The sequence below is a fragment of the Streptomyces sp. NPDC050704 genome (assembly GCF_040654355.1).
Lineage (GTDB): Bacteria > Actinomycetota > Actinomycetes > Streptomycetales > Streptomycetaceae > Streptomyces.
In genome coordinates this window covers 1-15,523 of the sequence record NZ_JBFAHW010000066.1, presented here as the reverse complement: position 1 = coordinate 15,523, position 15,523 = coordinate 1, and the positions used below count along the sequence as shown (strand labels likewise).

The window sequence follows — 15,523 nt, the reverse complement described above, 5'->3', positions numbered from 1 at the left end:
CGCCTTCCGCGGGCCGTTCGCAGGACGGAACAATACCTGACGTGTCAGGTATTCCCTGTGGGGCACCGCATGCGGTCCGCCCGGTCGGTGACCGCGGCCGGGGACACGTCGTCGGCACGGACGAAGGGGTCCGGGTCACGGGTGGGATCGGGTGAGTCGGAGCGGGTGCCGGAGCCCGCCAGCGCGGCGCCGATCTCCGCCCTGCGGCGGATGCCCAGTTTGCGGTAGGCGCTGGTCAGATGAGTCTCGACGGTACGGCGGGCCAGGTGCAGCAGCTCCGCTATCTCGGCGTTCGTACGGCTCTGCGCGGCCAGTTCCGCGATCCGGCGCTCGCTCGCGGTGAGCGAAACGGGCCCGGTCAGCGCTGTCGCCGCGCGGCGGGCCCCGCCCTCGCGCAGGGCCGCTTCCGCCGCCGCCCGCATCCGGACCGCCCCCAGCCGTTCGGCGCGTTCGGCCGCCTCCCGGAAGGCGTCGCGGGCCCGCGTCCGCTCCCCGGCGGCGGTGAGGCTGCGCCCCTGCGCGATCAGCGCCGGGATCAGCTCCGTTTCGACCGGCTCCCCGCCCCCGGACACGGTCCCGCTCCCGTCCGACGCCTCTTCCGCCTCCCCGGCACCCGTGGCCGTCGCCGAGGTTGCCTCCGATGTCCCGTCGACACCCTGCCGCAGGACCCGTACCGCCCGGTCCGCCAGCTCCGAACCGCGGCGGCCGCCGGTCGCCGTGCCGAGGACGCGCAGGGCCCGGCCCAGGAGACGGGGCGTGTTCCACACCGTGGCGAGGCGGAGTTCCTCCGCGGCCAGGGCCAGGGCCTGGCGCGGGCGGCCGAGTGCCAGGTGGCATTCCGCCGAGGCGGTCCGCCAGGGGGTGACGACCGGGCTCAGTACGTCCCGCGCCGACTGGTGGCGCCCGCACTCCAGGAAGTCGTCGAGCGCGCCCGCCGGATCGCCGGTGGCGGCGCGCAGCACGCCGCGCGCGTACAGGAAGCGGTTCAACTCCCAGGACTCGTGCGGGTTCTGGAGGTCGAAGCCGTCCGCGAGACGGGCGGCCTCCTCCATGCGGTCCGTCTCGACCAGCGCGACAAGCACGTGGGCCTGCGCGTTGGCAGGCTCCGGCGGGCCCCCGGCGGCCCGCCACCTTGCCAGATCCGAGAGCAGTTCCGCGTACGCGCCGCGCGCGGCCGCGATGTCGATCCGTACGTTCAGCAGCGCCAGGTGCATCGGGTGCAGCAGGGACGGGCGCTGCCCGGCCAGACCGCGCAGGACGAGCCGTTCGGCCTCGTCGAGTTGGTCGGCCCACTGGGCGACCGCGGCGGCCGTCCCCAGGAGGAAGGATTCCGCGAGCGGATCGGCCTGTTGCGCCAGCAGGGCCCGGATCCGCCGCATCGCCGAGGCCGCCGAGGTGAGGCCCGCCGTCGACTCGTACCGCACGAGCAGTGCCTGCCCGGCCGTGCCGACCCGCTCCGGTGACTCCTCGGCGGTCTCCCGCAGCCAGCGGTACACCTCCTGCCGTACTCCCGGGTCGTGGTCGGACAGCAGCGCCGAGGCGGTCTGCACCGTGCGGACCAGGTCCGGGTGGCCCGTCAGATGCTCGTCCTCAAGACCGCGCAGCACATCGACCGCGGCGCGCGCCTCACCCCGCCGGGCCAGCGCCGTGCCCAGCGCCACCGCCGCCCGCACCCGTTCGCGTGGCGGACCCGGCAGCCGCACCGCCTCGGCGAGCCGCGGTATCCCGGCCGTCGACCGTACGGTGGCGTACTCCAGCGAGCCCAGCTCGGTGAGGACCACGGTCCGGCGGGCGGCCGACATCGGCTCGTCGAGGGCGCGACGCAGGAAGGCCAGGGCGTCGTGGCTGCGGTCGTCCCGGACGGCCAGGGCCGCGGCGTCCAGCAGTACGCCCGTCGCCCACGCCTCGCCGACCGGGCCGGCCCGCAGCAGCTGCCCGGCCACCGCCTCGGCACGGTCACCGCGGCGCAGCATCGTCTCGGCCGCCCGGTGGTGCGCCGCCTGCCGCCGGGTGCCCGCCCAGCCGCTCAGCACCGCGTCCCGCAGCAGCGGATGGGCATAGCGGGGCCACCCGTCGGAGCCGGCGCGCAGCAGCCCCAGGCGGGTCATCGCGGTGAGCCAGCCGGGTACGCGGACGGGGTCGGCGCCGGCCATCCCGGCGAGCAGTTCGGCGTCGGCCGCCACCCCGCCGTCCCGGCCGTTCTCGCCCTCCTGACCGTCCTCGGTCTCCAGGGCGGCAAGTGCGCGGGCGACCTCGGTGGTCGTGGGCCCGGCGCTGTCCAGCCACCAGGACACGGCGGCCGCGTAGGCGCCGGGATAGAGCGCGGCGCAGGTGTCCGGAAGGGCCGCAGGGAAGGTCTGCCCGGCAGTGACCTGGAGGTCGTCCAGCAGGGCGTGCAGCAGCAGCGGGCTGCCCGCGCCCGCCCGTACGCAGTCGTCCACCCACTCCGCGGGAGGGGTCTCGCCGACGACCGAACGGACCAGCTCCGCCGCGGAGTCCGCGCTCAGCGGGGCCAGCGTGCGGGTGCGGACGAGGGCGGAGGACAGCGTGTGCGCCAGGCCGTCCGCCGGCGGGTCGATGTCGTACTGGCTGCGCTCGGTGACCACCAGCAGGACGGGTAATCGGTCGATCCGCCGCACGGCCTCGACCAGCCAGCGGTGTGAGGGTCCGTCGGCGAACTGCACGTCGTCCACGGCCACCAGCAGCGGGGCCTCGGCGGCGTACGAGCGCAGCAGACGCCACAGCCGCGCGGGCCTGCCCCGGTGCGACGGGGTACCGGGCGGGTCCGGCGCCTCTCCCGCCACGGAGTCGAACTCCGGTGTGTGTCCGAGGAGTTGGAAGACGGTGTGGAACGGTACCGAGGTGTGGTCGGGCGAGCAGTGGGCCCGCAGTACCCGCATGCCGACCGCCTCCGCCTGCTCGACGGCGGCCTCCAGGAGCGCGGTGCGGCCGGTGCCGGTGGCGCCGCGCAGCAGAACCAGCCGTCCGGTTCCGGCCCGGGCGCGGTCGGCCTCGGCGGCGACCAGTTCCAGAGCCTCCCGGTGCTCACGCAGCGGTACGAACATCTCTGCCTCCCTTGTGAACGTCGTACGACCCACCGTGTCCGACGGGGTGACAGAGGCCTGTCGTCATGTGACATGACTCACCGTCACGTATGTGGTGCGGCCGATCTCGTGGTGCGTCTCGTGGTGCTCCACGATTGCACCGGCCACAGGAGCCCCAGGAGTGTGGTGGACACACGCCTGTCACGGACCGCACAGAGGTGACGGGCACGTGGACATGGGGGAGACGGTTGCACAGCTCATTCGGGACCACGGCTTCCGGCCCGGCGGAACCCGGGTCCCGCATACCGGTGGTGGTACACGCGTCGGACCCGATCTCCCGGGAAGGCGCGCTCAGCCAGCTGCGGCAGCAGCCGGTGATCGACCTCCGCGAGGAGACCGCGAGCGGGCCGGACACCGTCGCCCTGCTGATCAGCGAGACGCTGGACGAGGCAGCCCTCTCCCGGCTGCGCAGACTCGTACGCAGCGAGGGCGCACGTGCCGTCCTCGTGGTGAGCGTGATTCGCGAGACCGAACTCCTCGCCGTCATCGAGTGCGGCGTCGGGGCCATCGTGTGGCGCCATGAGGCCACCGCGCACCGGCTGGTGCAGGCCGTCGTCGCGGCCTCCCGCGGAGACGGCGACCTGCCCGCCGACCTCCTCGGCCGGCTGATCACCCAGGTGGGGTCGCTGCAGCGCACCGCCGGCAGCCATCCCGGTGCCCCGTCCTCGGGACTGTCACCGCGTGAGGTGGACGTACTGAGGCTGGTCGCCGAAGGGCTCGACACCGGAGAGATCGCCAGCAAGCTGTCCTACTCCGAACGGACCGTCAAGAACGTGGTGCATGGGCTCACCACCCGACTGCATCTGCGCAACCGGGCGCATGCCGTGGCCCATGCTCTGCGGGAAGGCTACATCTGACCGAACGGGCAACCGACGGCGGACGCGGGGGCAGCGCGGTCTGCCCCACGGTCGTCCCCGACGTGCCTGCGGAGGCGGGGCTCCGGAAGGCACGATCGTTCACGACAGCGGTACCGGCGTCACCCGGGGCAGCCGCGCCGGCGGTCCGGCGGCGGTACGGCGGGGCACGACATGGCGCACCACGGCGTACGAAGGCACGGCAGGGCGGGAGCACGACGGTGATCCACGAGGTGGACGAGGTCCTCAAGGAGCTGATCGGGGGTGGTGCCCTGGCAGGCTCCGGCATCGACATCTCCTTCGAGGCCCCGACCCGCGACTGGGCGGCCCGGCGCAACGCGCCCGCCGTCAACGTCTACCTGTACGACATCCGCGAGGACGTCGCCCGGCGCCAGCGCGGCCAGGTCTCCGTACGCGACGAGCGCGACATCGTCGTACGCCGCCGCCGGCCGCCCCGGTGGTTCCGGCTGTCGTACCTGGTCACCGCCTGGACCAAACAGCCACAGGACGAACACCGGCTGCTCTCCGCGGTGCTGGCCACCCTGCTGCCCCACGAGGTGCTGGCCGCCGACGAACTCCCGGGCGCGCTGGGCGAGTTGGGCCTGTCCGTCCCGCTCACGGTGGCGGGGCTGCACACCGAGTCCCGTTCCTTCGCCGAGATCTGGTCCGCCCTGGGCGGCGAACTCAAGCCGTCCCTCGACCTCGTGGCCACCGCCCCCTTCCCGTCCTTTCCCGAATACGACGTCGGCCCCCCGGTCACCGAGGGTGTGGTCCGCGTACGCGGCATGGACGGCACACTGGGGGGCTCGCAGGAGCGCAGCCACCGCCCACAGCATCTGGCCCCCGCACCTGTACCCGCACCGGACGCCGGAGAACGGCAGCAGTGACCACGTACGCCTCCACCACGTCCGACGCCCTCTTGGTCCGTCTCGCCCGACTGCGCGAGCGGGTCGCCGAGTTGGTCTCCGACCGCAGTGCCGCCGATCCCACGGCGGGCGATCCACTGCGCGGGCTTTATCTCTCCGACGAGGCCGTACGGCATCTGCTGGGACCCACGGCGATGTCGTACGCCCCCGTGTTCGAGGACGCGACAGGGGACGAGAGCACGCTCGGGGGCGCCGCCGAAGGCGTCGGCGCGGGTGTCGGCGAGGACGGGGATGCCGCTCCGCTCGACCGGTTGGCGCGGCTCGCGGTGCGTCTCGGGCTCACCGAGCTGGACACCCGGATCCTGCTCGTCGCCCTCGCCCCGGATCTGGACCGCTCCTTCGAGCCGCTCTACGGCTACCTCAACGACGACGTCAGCAGGCGCCGGGCCACCACGGGGCTCGCGCTCGACCTGTGCGGGCTGCCCGTGCAGCTCGCCGGAGCACGCGCCCGGTTCCACCCATCGGCACCGCTGACCGCACTCGGCCTGCTGACCGTCGAGGAACCCGAACGCCCCTTCCTCAGCCGCTCGTTGCGCGTACCCGACCGGGTCGTCGCCCATCTGCTCGGCGACGACACCCTGGACACCGTCCTCACCGGCCATGTCCACCCGCCGGCGAAGGTCCCGCCGGCGCACGACGACGAGTTCACCGCCAAGCTGGCCGCCCGGCTGGCCGCCGCTCCCGTCACCGTCTATCTGCGCGAACACCGTGCGGGCGACGGGCTCGCCGGTGCCGCCGCCGCCCTCCGGGCCGCCGGCTTCGAGGCCCTGCACTACTCGGGCCCCGAGGACCGCGTACCCGAGCTCCTGCGGGAGGCCCGGCTGCGCGGCGCCGCGATCGTCGTGTCCGCCCTGCCGGACCGACCGGCCGCGCTGGTAAGGGCGTTGGCGGACTCCGGCGTACCCGTGCTGCTCACCGGGCCGCGTCCGTACGACCCCCAGTGGTGCGAGCGCGACCCGCTGGTCCTCGACGCACCCCGGCAGCGCGCGGGGGCGGTGGACGTCTGGTCGGCGGCGCTGCGGGAGGAGCCCGGCTTCGATCTCGCGGCCACGGTCGCCCCCTACCGGCTCGGTGGCGACCGCATCCTGCGGGCCGCGCACGCCGCCCAGGACCTCGCCGCCTTCGACGGCACCCCGGTGACCGCCGCCCATCTGCGGCTGGCCGCCCGGCAGCAGTCCGCCTCGGGTCTGGAGCGGCACGCCCGCCGGATCCGGCCCGACGTCGGCTGGAACGACCTCGTGCTGCCGGACAAACCCCTGGCCCAGCTGCACGAACTCGCCCTGCGGGCCCGCCATCGCGACCGGGTGCTCGGCGACTGGCGGCTCAGCGCCGGAGGCGGCCGGGGCCGCGGCGTCCTCGGCCTCTTCGCGGGCGAGTCCGGCACCGGCAAGACACTGTCCGCCGAGGTCGTCGCCGCCGAACTCGGTCTGGACCTCTACGTCGTCCAGCTCTCCTCGATCGCCGACAAGTACGTGGGCGAGACCGAGAAGAACCTGGAACGGATCTTCACCGAGGCCGACCGCACCGACGCCGTGCTGCTCTTCGACGAGGCCGACGCGGTGTTCGGCAGGCGCTCGGAGGTCAAGGACTCCCACGACAAGCACGCCAACATGGAGAGCGCCTATCTGCTCCAGCGCCTGGAGTCCTTCGACGGCATCGCCCTGCTCACCACCAACCTGCGGGCCAACATCGACGAGGCGTTCACCCGGCGCCTCGACCTGGTGGTGGACTTCCCGTTCCCGGACGCCGAGCAGCGGCGGGCGCTGTGGCGGCACAGTCTTGCCCACGTTCCGTGTGCCGAGGACATCGAACCGGCCGCGGCCGCAAGGGACTTCGAGCTGGCCGGGGGCTCGATCCGCAGTGCCGTCGTCACCGCCGCGTATGCCGCTGCCGGGCGTGGGGGACCGGTCACGACCGGCGATCTGCTGGAGGGGGCTCGACGGGAGTACCGCAAGGCGGGGCGGCTGGTGCCGGGGGAGGCCGGCTGGTAGGCGCCGGCCCGCCTCTTCTTTGTTGTGAGGGGGGTGCGGTGGGTTCATTGGCTGCGGGTTGTCCGTGGCTGGTCGCGCAGTTCCCCGCGCCCCTGACGGCTGCGCCGTTCTCCCGCCCCCGAAAGGTGCCTGAAGGGAGCGGGAGAACGGCGGCGGGTGGGTCACACAGTGAACTTGACCGCTTCCAGCCAGAGGTCGTTGTTCAGGGTGCCGCCGAAGATGAAGCCCTCGCCTTCGCCGGGCTTGTCGCAGCCCATGCCGTGCCAGCCTTCGTTGCGGACATGGGTCGTCTGGCAGACCGGGCCGCCGCCGTCGTCGACGTTGATGGTGAAGCCCAGCAGGTTGGGGGAGCCCTTCTTGGAATCGCCGAAGTAGTTGTCGATGCCGTCGGGCGCGAACGACCACGGCTCACCGTTGTAGTGGCCCTTGCCGTCGGTCGACCCGGGGAAGTGGACGAAGGCGGCGCTGCCCGTGCCCTTGGTGCCGGACACCGCGACGTTGAGGGCCCTGATCGGTTTGTTCTTGCCCACCGTGCCGGCCGTCTCGCCGTCGCACACCGCGTCCGTCCAGCCCGTGCCCGTCACAAAGGCCCGGTAGCAGATGTGGCGCCCGCCCGGGTCCTGCGCGGCCAGCCGCTGGACGGCGGTCGCCGCGGTCTTCACCTGAGGCTTCGGCTCCTTCTCCTCGGAACCGCCTCCCGCGTCGCCCCCGCCGCCGCCCCCGCCCCCGGCAGCCGGCGTCTGCACCGGAGGCGGGGGTGTCGTGACGGCGGCGGAAGGCGGCGGCGGAGGCGACGCCGAAGGGCTCGGCGGCACTGTGCTGACGCCGGCTTCCTGGAGTTTCTCGGTGGCGGCGCTGTTGACTTTGGGTTTGTAGGCGATCCAGAGCATGACGAAGGTGATGGCGAGGGCCATGAGGATGCCGAGGAAGGTGGCGAGCCAGCGGGGCAGGAACCCGCGCTGCACGTACGTCCCTTCGACGTCGAGCGGTGTGACGCCCGAGCGCTGGACGGCGAGGGTGTAGGGCCGCTCTTCCTTGGACCCGAACCAGATGATCTGGCGCGGCTTCAGCGTCGTCTTGACGAAGGCGGCGCGGCCGGGCTCGATCTGGATGTTGCTCGGGTGGATGTCGTACGAGAGCTGGTCGCCGTTGTCGCTGCCGCCGACCGAGGCGGTGACCTTGGTGTTGCCGAGGTTGTCGACGGCGAGTTTGGGTCGCCCCCGGAACCGGCCCTTCACCGTCGGCGGAACCAGCTCCGCCCGTACTTCCGTGAAAGGCGTGATGGTCAGGTTGCCCTCGGGGACGGTGACCGCCTCCGGGTGCTCGGTCGGGGTGATCCGGATCGCGTACGGGTTCGGTCCGGCGGTCGCGTCCGGCGTGCGCGGCGGGGCGAACGTCAGGTCCACCGTGCCCGTGGTGCCGGGATAGAGCCGCAGCGTCTGCGGTTCGACCGTCGTCCACGGTGCGATGTCGCCGACCGGTTCGAAGCGGTACTCGTCGACGACGTCACCGGTGTTGCGCAGCCGCAGCCGCACGGTTGTACTGCCACCTGGGTCCACCGTCGCGGAGGCGGGCTCCAGGGAAGTCCAGAGACTCACGTTCAGTCCTTCGAGGGTTGAATGATCCGCCACTCCTGGTCTTCGACGTTGGTGCAGTCGAAGATCATCAGGGTTACTTCCGCACGGACGTCGTTGCTGCCCGCGACTTCGAGACACTTGCCGTTGCTCGCGAAGTTGCGGATCCAGTAGCCGCCACTCTCCTGCTTGGTGAGCCACCACAGCTGGTTGTCCTCGACCGTGCCGTCACAGGTGAACTCCGTGACTTCCGTCCTGATGGGATTCGCCCCGTAGTTCGGCAGGTCCATGCACAGCTGGTCCTTGGCGTTGCGGATCTGGAAGAGATGGGTACCGCCGGGCCCGCCCTTCTCGACCTGCACCTCCAGGTTCCAGAGCTGGTTGTCGTCGGCGGTCTGCTTGCAGGGGAACTGCTGGACCCGGCCGTCCTTCTTGCCCTTGCCCTCGCCGGGGAGGTCGGCACAGAGCTTGGTGGACAGGTTCTGGAGGACGATGCCCTTCGCGGGCAGCACGCTCTTGGGCTTCTCCTTGGTCGGCGCGGGTGCGGGCGCTCCGCCGCCCCCGCCGTTGTCCGCCGGGGCGGAAGGGACCGGTTCCGAGGCCGATGGTGGTGCCGAGGGGGCCACCGGTTCCGGCGAGGCCGAGGGCGGCAGTGTGCTGACGCCGGCTTCTTGGAGCTTCTCGGTGGCGGCGCTGTTGACTTTGGGTTTGTAGGCGATCCAGAGCATGACGAAGGTGATGGCGAGGGCCATGAGGATGCCGAGGAAGGTGGCGAGCCAGCGGGGTAGGAACCCGCGCTGCACATACGTCCCCTCGACATCGAGCGGTGTGACGCCCGAGCGCTGGACGGCGAGCGTGTACGGCCGCTCCTCCTTGGAGCCGAACCAGATGATCTGGCGCGGCTTCAGCGTCGTCTTCACGAAGGCGGCGCGGCCGGGCTCGATCTGGATGTTGCTCGGGTGGATGTCGTACGAGAGTTGGTCGCCGTTGTCGCTGCCACCGACGGAGGCGGTGACTTTTGTGTTGCCGAGGTTGTCGACGGCGAGTTTGGGCCGTCCCCGGAACCGGCCTTTGACGGTGGGTGGGACGAGTTCCGCGCGTACTTCCGTGAAGGGGGTGATGGTCAGGTTGCCCTCGGGGACGGTGACCGCCTCGGGGTGTTCGGTCGGGGTGATGCGGATTGCGTACGGGTTCGGTCCGGCGGTCGCGTCGGGAGTGCGCGGCGGTGCGAAGGTGAGGTCCACCGTGCCCGTGGTGCCGGGATAGAGCCGCAGTGTCTGCGGTTCGACCGTCGTCCAGGGTGCGATGTCGCCGACCGGTTCGAAGCGGTACTCGTCGACGACGTCACCGGTGTTGCGCAGCCGCAGCCGCACGGTTGTACTGCCACCTGGGTCCACCGTCGCGGAGGCGGGCTCCAGGGAAGTCCAGAGACTCATGTCCGTGATCAGTGCTTCTCGTTGTGGATGATCCACGACTCGCCGTAGAGGTACCTGCCTTGTGTGTCGTACACGGTGGTTTCCGCTTCCAGTCGCTCCGGGATCCTCGTCGAGTAGTAGGCGTCGATGTCCGCCGCGACGGAACCGGTCGCGCCGAGCGCCGCTCCGGACACCTGGCCGTAGACCGCACGCACCTCGTACTCGACGATGTTGCCGTTGGCGATTTCCTTCTTGACGTTGTACTCGGCCATGTTGTGGTGGCGGCCGTTGCCGGTCTTGGTCAGCGGGGTGAGGTTGTCCATGATGGTTCCGGGACCGCCGACGTTGTCGTTGAGCAGGTGTCCCTGAACCATGTAGCTCGAGAACCACCGCGCGGTGGCGCCGTTGCCCGTCGGCCACCACGACGGCTTCACGCGCGGGGACGATCCCCTGGGGATCTGTCCGGGGTGCAGTTCCGCCCTCATGTAGGTTCCCGCGCCCTGGTACAGGCTGCCGTACTGCACGTACGGATAGCCGACGTAGGCCCGCTGCACGTGGTCACCGACGAACGGTTCCGAGGCGCCGGCCGACGGCTCGTCCGCCGCCATGCGCTGCACAGGGGCCGACATGACCCTCCGGGCGTTGGACTCCGCCTCCCGTTCCGCGTGGTCGCCGGGGTCGCTGACCCGTAGACCGCTGCCGTTGTCGGTGCCCGGGACGGGCCCTCGGCTCTGCTGGAGGACGTGCGTCAGTTCGTGGGCGAGGGTGTGCTTGTCCGTACCGCCCGAGCCGAGCACCACATGGCTGCCGGAGGTGTACGCCCTCGCGCCGATCTCCGCGGCGGACCGCTGGGCGACCGTGTCCGTGTGGACGCGTACGCCGCTGAAGTCGACGCCGCCGAACCGGCTCTCCATCTCGGTCCTCAGCGGCGTGTCCAGCGGCCGACCGGCGGAACGCAGCACCTGGTGCACCGCGGAACGCTGGACCGCCGGGCCGTGGCCGCAGTCCGGGCCGTGCTCATGGCGCTGCTCTTCGACGGCCCGTGCCACGGCCGCGTTGCCCGCGGCGCGCTGCAGCGACAGGAGCCGGCCGGCGAGTGTGCGCGGAGGCGCGGTCGAACGGGCATTGTCCCGACCGCCGACCTTGTCGGTGCGTTCTTCCTTTGCGCGCACGGCACTCCCCTCACAGCTGGTCCACCAGCCTTGCGTGCACGTGTCGTGCGCGTGGAGGACCTGGGGGGCAGACTCCCGGGCAGCGCGCACGGCTCCGCGGGCAGGTCCCGGCGACGGCCTGCCCGTCCGGGCAACAGCTCTGCCCCCGAACAGGTCCCGAAGGCCGTTTCAGCGGCCGCGCTTCGCGCGTGAGAGTGAGAGAAGACCTATCTCGCACCCCGAGGAGAGCAGAGCATGCCGTCCTACCTGTCACCCGGCGTATACGTCGAGGAGGTGGCCAGCGGCTCGCGTCCCATCGAGGGAGTGGGTACGTCGGTGGCGGCCTTCGTCGGGCTCGCGCCGACCGGCCCGCTGAACGAGCCGACCCTGGTGACCAACTGGTCCCAGTACGTCGCGGCCTTTGGTGACTTCACCGACGGTTACTACCTCGCGCACTCCGTGTACGGGTTCTTCAACAACGGCGGCAGTGCCGCGTACGTCGTACGGGTCGGCGGCACGGCCGAAGGCGCGTCGGGGAACGGTGCCCCGGCCGCCGTCAGCGGCTCCGCGGGCCAGGCCGCGCTCCCGGCGGGCGAGCCGAAGCAGCTCGGCACCTTCAGCGTGACCGCCGTCGCGAGCGGCTCGCTCAGCGTCGAGGTGGCCGACGCCGAGGGTGAGGGTCCCCCCGAGCGCTTCAAGCTGATCGTCAAGGACGGGAACAAGCCTGTCGAGACCTTCGACGTGACCGCCAAGAAGGGCGGCCGCAACTACGTCGTCACACAGGTGAAGGAGCGCTCCAAGCTCATCACCGTGCAGGAGTCGGCGCCCGCCGCGCAGCTGGCGCGGCCCGAGAACCAGACCGTGGCGCTGGCGGCCCCCGCGGCCGCCGCCCCCGCCGTCCCCTCCGGGGCGGGCGACTCCCACCCCGGCCCGGCCCAGTACCTCGGCGACTCCGCCGACCGCACCGGCTTCGGCGGCCTGGAGGCCGTGGACGAGATCTCCATGGTCGCCGTCCCCGACCTGATGGCCGCCTACCAGCGCGGCGCGATCGACCTGGAGGCCGTGAAGGCGGTCCAGCTCGGTCTGATCGCGCACTGCGAGCTGATGGGCGACCGGGTCGCCGTCATCGACCCACCGCCCGGCCTGAACGCCCGTCAGGTCCGGGTCTGGCGCCAGGAGACCGCGGGCTACGACTCCAAGTACGCGGCCCTGTACTACCCCTGGATCAAGGTCTTCGATCCGGCGACCGGCCAGTCCCGCGTGATCCCGCCGAGCGGCCACGTCGCCGGCATCTGGGCCCGCAACGACTTCGAGCGCGGTGTGCACAAGGCGCCGGCCAACGAGGTCGTACGCGGCGCGGTGGACCTGGAGCTCCAGATCACCCGCGGTGAGCAGGACCTGCTCAACCCCATCGGCGTCAACTGCATCCGCGCCTTCCCGGGCCGCGGCATCCGCGTCTGGGGCGCCCGCACCATGTCCTCCGACCCGGCCTGGCGCTACCTCAACGTCCGCCGGTACTTCAACTACCTGGAGGAGTCGATCCTGCTCGGCACCCAGTGGGTGGTGTTCGAGCCGAACGACCACAACCTGTGGGCCCGGATCCGGCGCAACGTCTCGGCGTTCCTCGTCAACGAGTGGCGCAGCGGCGCCCTCTTCGGCCAGCGGCCGGAGGAGGCGTTCTACGTCAAGTGCGACGAGGAGACCAACACCCCGGAGTCGGTCGACATCGGGCGGGTGATCAGTGAGATCGGCATCGCCCCTGTCAAGCCCGCCGAGTTCGTGATCTTCCGGCTGGCCCAGTTCTCCAGCGGCAGCGGAGAGCTGGAGGAGTAGGCCGCGCGCTTGCGCCCCAGCCGTCGCACGCCTCCTCGCAGGCCATCGACGTAGGTCATCGACAAGAACCCTCAGAAGGACAGAGAACAGATGAGTCTCAACCCGGGTGACGCCCTCACTTCACATAATTTCGGTCTCCAGATCGACGGCGTGATGGTCGAGTACCTTGCCGAGGTCAACGGCCTCAGCATCGAACAGGACGTCATCAAGCACCTGTCGAACTCCGCGCAGGGCAGGCCCGAGGTCAGTCTCATGCCGGGCGTGCAGAAGGACGGGCAGTGCACCGTGGTGCGCGGAATGACCCAGTCCCCGGCGTTCACGACGTGGATCAACGACTCGATCACCGGCCAGATGAGCACGGCCCGCAAGAACGCCTCGATCATCATGATGGACTACCAGAACAATCCGGTGAAGCGGTACAACATGCGCAACGCCTGGTGCAGCAAGATCGACGCCAGCGCCCTGAAGGCCGGCGAGGCCACCGCGCTCACCGAGACCGTGACCATCGTCTTCGAAGAACTGGTCATCGAGTAATGCGGCGTACTGCTGCCAGGGCGGGCGCCGGCTCGGTCGTGGACGTACCGGCGCCGGGAGCGGGGACCGGACCGGGAGCGGGAGCGGAGCAGACGGCTGCTCCGGCTCCGGCGCCCGCACCCCCTCCTGCCCCGGCCCCCGCGCCGGTGGCGCATCAGCTGCGGACGGAGTTCCCCTTCGAGCTGCCGCGCGGATACGTCGACGACGCGGGAACCGTCCACCGCGACGGCGTGATGCGCCTCGCCACGGCCCGGGACGAGCTGATCCCGCTGCGGGACGTCCGCGTCCAGGAGAACCCCGCGTATCTGTCCGTGGTGCTGCTGGGCCGGGTCATCACCCGGCTCGGCACGCTGGCGATGGTGCACGACGGGGTGGTGGAGAACATGTTCGCCTCCGACCTCGCGTTCCTGCAGGACTTCTACCGTCAGGTCAACGCCGAGGGCCACACCCGCGCCGCCGTGGAGTGCCCCCACTGCTCGGAGCCCTTCGAGGTCGAACTCGGCGGGAGCCGCCTGGGGGAATCGTGACGTACGCGACCGACCGGCTGCACGAGGAGATCGCGTACGTCGCCTACCACTTCCACTGGAGCCTGGAGGAGATCCTGGACCTCGAACACCGGGATCGCCGCCGTTACACGGAACAGATCGCGTCCCTGGTGACCCGGGGCGGGGCGGAGGACTGAGGGGTGGGATTCTTCGACCGGCTGAGGGGCGGTTCGGCGCCGTCCGCCGGGCGTCGCGGGCCGGAGGCTGACTCGGTTGCCGGGACGAACCCGGCCCCTGGGGCGGCCCTGGCCCATGAGGTGAACTCGTCGTCCGGAAGCGGCAGTTCTTCTCATACGGGCCATATGGGTACGGGCGCGGGTACGGCTTCGGGGACCGGGCCGGCTGTGGTGGCAGGCTGGTCGGGGTTGCCGCCGATACAGAGGGCTGCTGACGGGCGGACCGGTGTCGCGGACTCCGGGTTCGGCAGGCGGCTGAGCACCTGGCAGAACCCCTCCCTCACCGGGAGCCTGTCCCACGCCGTCCTCGACGGGGCACCGGGCGGGCTGGTCAGGAACGCGCTCACCACGTCGGTGAGGCCCGTCTCCGGACTCGAACCCCCTTCGCGCACGCTGCCGGTGATGGCCGACGCCCCGGGCAACACGCGCGGCGACGCGCCACCGGTGCAGCGTGCGTACGATCCGGTCACGGCATCCCGCCCGGCGGGCCCCCGGGTGACTCCCGTACAGCCGCGGCCCCATCACCCCCCGAGCCCGTTGACCGAGGCGCCTGCCACGTCTGCCATGCGGCGGCGGGCGCTGCCGGTGGCACGACGCGAAGCTCCGGGTGCCGCCGGGACGCCGGGCGCGATCGGCGCCGTCGAGCGAACCCCTCGGGGTGCGGCCGACGCACCGGCTCCCTCCGGCACCCCGGCTCTGACCGGTCCCGGCAGTCCGGTGTCCGGTGGCGGTGCGGCAACCGGCTCCAGTGGCGCGGTGGTCAACGTCCAACGGGCGACGAGCAGTTCCGGCGGCAAGGCGGTTGCTACGCCTGACGCAACCTCAACCGGATCCGCTGATACCGCGACCGGTCCCGGCAGCCCGGCACCCGGCTCCGTCCCGCCGGCGACCGACAGCAGCAGCCGGACAACTCGCCCAGGAGGATCGGCGGCCGACCCTGCCGACAGGACAACTGGTCCCACCAGCACGACATCCCACACCGGCAACCGAACGACGGGCACCGGCGTCGGTCCCGGGGCGGCAACTCCCGCCGCCAGTACGGCGAGCGATGCCCCCGTCGGCACGCCGTCCGTTCCCGGCGACGCGGCGACCGTCACCAGGGTGGTGACAGGCGGCTCCGGAACGACCGCCACCGGCCCTGCCGCCACACCGCCCCACTCCGGCGGCGCGACGGCCAACGTCCAACGGGCGACGACCGGCCCCAGCGGCGCCACGCACGGACACGCCAGCACGACCACCGGACCTGACGCCACGGGCGGCGGTACCGACGGCGCGGTGGTCCGCGCCCAGCACGCGGCGGCCACCCCCAACAGCGCGCCGGCCGACCCCGCCGGGACGGCGACCGGTTCCGGCAGGACCGCGGAGGGCCTCGGCGGCGCGGTGACCGGTGCCACGGGCGAAGTGGTCAATGTCCAGCGGG

The 15,523-nt window shown here is 71.8% G+C and carries 12 protein-coding genes; 8 read left to right on the top strand and 4 right to left on the bottom strand.

Annotation, left to right across the window (positions count from 1 at the left end):
• Nucleotides 1–44 precede the first annotated feature (44 nt).
• The gene (locus tag AB0I18_RS32230; protein WP_363109165.1) at nt 45–3,065 is read right to left on the bottom strand and encodes an AAA family ATPase; all 3,021 of its coding nucleotides are present in this window, start codon (nt 3,063–3,065) and stop codon (nt 45–47) included.
• Between the two features lie 227 nt (nt 3,066–3,292).
• Between AB0I18_RS32230 and AB0I18_RS32225 the strand changes: the two genes are divergently transcribed.
• The 3 genes from AB0I18_RS32225 (at nt 3,293) to AB0I18_RS32215 (ending at nt 6,875) form a co-directional block, all read left to right on the top strand.
• On the top strand, nt 3,293–3,961 hold the full coding sequence (locus AB0I18_RS32225) for a response regulator transcription factor (protein WP_363109164.1): 669 nt from the start codon (nt 3,293–3,295) through the stop codon (nt 3,959–3,961).
• Nucleotides 3,962–4,179: 218 nt separating this feature from the next.
• Complete coding sequence (locus AB0I18_RS32220; protein ID WP_363109163.1) at nt 4,180–4,845, top strand: DUF4255 domain-containing protein; 666 nt, start codon at nt 4,180–4,182, stop codon at nt 4,843–4,845.
• Nucleotides 4,842–6,875, top strand: coding sequence for an ATP-binding protein (locus tag AB0I18_RS32215; protein WP_363109162.1), 2,034 nt, complete (start codon nt 4,842–4,844; stop codon nt 6,873–6,875). The genes AB0I18_RS32220 and AB0I18_RS32215 overlap by 4 nt, the downstream gene beginning before the upstream one ends.
• A gap of 161 nt (nt 6,876–7,036) precedes the next feature.
• Here AB0I18_RS32215 and AB0I18_RS32210 read toward each other — a convergent pair whose 3' ends face one another.
• Genes AB0I18_RS32210 through AB0I18_RS32200 form a run of 3 tightly spaced genes read right to left on the bottom strand, consistent with a single transcriptional unit; the run spans nt 7,037 to nt 11,036 of the window.
• A complete protein-coding gene (locus tag AB0I18_RS32210; RefSeq protein ID WP_363109161.1) occupies nt 7,037–8,473 on the bottom strand; it encodes a hydrolase in 1,437 nt (478 codons plus the stop codon).
• Between the two features lie 2 nt (nt 8,474–8,475).
• Nucleotides 8,476–9,885 carry an RICIN domain-containing protein gene (locus AB0I18_RS32205; protein WP_363109160.1) on the bottom strand — a complete coding sequence of 470 codons (1,410 nt, stop codon included), beginning with the start codon at nt 9,883–9,885 and terminating at the stop codon, nt 8,476–8,478.
• A gap of 8 nt (nt 9,886–9,893) precedes the next feature.
• Nucleotides 9,894–11,036 carry a DUF4157 domain-containing protein gene (locus AB0I18_RS32200; protein ID WP_363109159.1) on the bottom strand — a complete coding sequence of 381 codons (1,143 nt, stop codon included), beginning with the start codon at nt 11,034–11,036 and terminating at the stop codon, nt 9,894–9,896.
• Nucleotides 11,037–11,270: 234 nt separating this feature from the next.
• Between AB0I18_RS32200 and AB0I18_RS32195 the strand changes: the two genes are divergently transcribed.
• The 5 genes from AB0I18_RS32195 to AB0I18_RS32175 all read left to right on the top strand — a co-directional run.
• Nucleotides 11,271–12,848, top strand: coding sequence for a phage tail sheath subtilisin-like domain-containing protein (locus AB0I18_RS32195; RefSeq protein ID WP_363109158.1), 1,578 nt, complete (start codon nt 11,271–11,273; stop codon nt 12,846–12,848).
• A 90-nt stretch (nt 12,849–12,938) separates the two neighbouring features.
• Complete coding sequence (locus AB0I18_RS32190; protein ID WP_363109157.1) at nt 12,939–13,382, top strand: phage tail protein; 444 nt, start codon at nt 12,939–12,941, stop codon at nt 13,380–13,382.
• On the top strand, nt 13,382–13,909 hold the full coding sequence (locus AB0I18_RS32185) for a hypothetical protein (protein WP_363109156.1): 528 nt from the start codon (nt 13,382–13,384) through the stop codon (nt 13,907–13,909). The genes AB0I18_RS32190 and AB0I18_RS32185 overlap by 1 nt, the downstream gene beginning before the upstream one ends.
• Nucleotides 13,906–14,064 carry a DUF6760 family protein gene (locus tag AB0I18_RS32180; protein WP_363109155.1) on the top strand — a complete coding sequence of 53 codons (159 nt, stop codon included), beginning with the start codon at nt 13,906–13,908 and terminating at the stop codon, nt 14,062–14,064. The genes AB0I18_RS32185 and AB0I18_RS32180 overlap by 4 nt, the downstream gene beginning before the upstream one ends.
• A 228-nt stretch (nt 14,065–14,292) precedes the next feature.
• On the top strand, nt 14,293–15,523 hold a 1,231-nt coding region (locus AB0I18_RS32175), incomplete at its 3' end, for a hypothetical protein (RefSeq protein ID WP_363109154.1).

Bases quoted from the DNA above. Each gene is read 5' to 3' on its own strand.
- AB0I18_RS32230 (WP_363109165.1), bottom strand. From the start codon at position 3,065: ATGTTCGTACCGCTGCGTGAGCACCGGGAGGCTCTGGAACTGGTCGCC.
- AB0I18_RS32205 (WP_363109160.1), bottom strand. From the start codon at position 9,885: ATGAGTCTCTGGACTTCCCTGGAGCCCGCCTCCGCGACGGTGGACCCA.
- AB0I18_RS32195 (WP_363109158.1), top strand. From the start codon at position 11,271: ATGCCGTCCTACCTGTCACCCGGCGTATACGTCGAGGAGGTGGCCAGC.
- AB0I18_RS32190 (WP_363109157.1), top strand. From the start codon at position 12,939: ATGAGTCTCAACCCGGGTGACGCCCTCACTTCACATAATTTCGGTCTC.
- AB0I18_RS32185 (WP_363109156.1), top strand. From the start codon at position 13,382: ATGCGGCGTACTGCTGCCAGGGCGGGCGCCGGCTCGGTCGTGGACGTA.